Source organism: Stenotrophomonas sp. 3diitr2024 (assembly GCF_042136455.1).
Taxonomy (GTDB): domain Bacteria; phylum Pseudomonadota; class Gammaproteobacteria; order Xanthomonadales; family Xanthomonadaceae; genus Stenotrophomonas; species Stenotrophomonas sepilia.
Window position 1 is genome coordinate 1 of record NZ_JBHHMJ010000275.1, and the last position, 667, is coordinate 667.

General features: G+C 66.0%; 1 protein-coding gene. It reads left to right on the forward strand.

Annotation, left to right across the window (positions count from 1 at the left end):
- The first annotated feature begins 77 nt into the window (after nt 1-77).
- Nucleotides 78-500 (forward strand): F0F1 ATP synthase subunit epsilon, encoded by a 423-nt coding sequence (locus ABGA94_RS06375; protein ID WP_005419509.1) that lies wholly within the window; start codon nt 78-80, stop codon nt 498-500.
- The last annotated feature ends 167 nt before the right edge of the window (nt 501-667 follow it).

The following is a 667-nucleotide window of genomic DNA, read 5'->3' on the forward strand; positions in this document are numbered from 1 at the left end:
GCTGGCGCCGGGCAACCGCCCGCGCCGGTGGACCCCCACGGTGGCATTGCGCCACCGCGAACAGCGAAGAGATTTGCATGAGCACGATCCGTTGCGACATCGTCAGCGCCGAGCAGGAAATCTTCCGTGGCGAAGCGACCCTGGTCGTGGCCACCGGTGAGCTGGGTGAACTGGGCATCGCGCCCAAGCACGCGCCGCTGATCACCCGCCTGAAGCCGGGCAAGGTGGTGGTCACCACGCCGAACGGCGAGCAGCTGGATTTCGCCATCTCCGGCGGTATCCTGGAAGTGCAGCCGCAGGTGGTGACCGTGCTGGCCGACACCGCGATCCGCGCGCAGGACATCGACGAAGCCTCGGTCCGCAAGGCCAAGGAAGAAGCCGAACGCATCCTGGCCAACCGCGGCGAAGCGATGGAAGTGGCCGAAGCCCAGCAGAAGCTGGCTGAAGCCGTCGTCCAGCTGCAGGCACTGGAACGCCTGCGCAAGAATCTCAAGCACTGAGGTTCGCGCTGCATCCACGAGAACGCCGGCCCTGTGCCGGCGTTTTTGTTTGGGGCGGGGCAGGGCCGATTGGGTAGAGCCGACGGGGTAGAGTCGACTGTCAGTCGACTACCGCGCGCAGCTCGGGATTTTCGCGACCTCACGGAAGAGCAGTCGACTGACAGTCG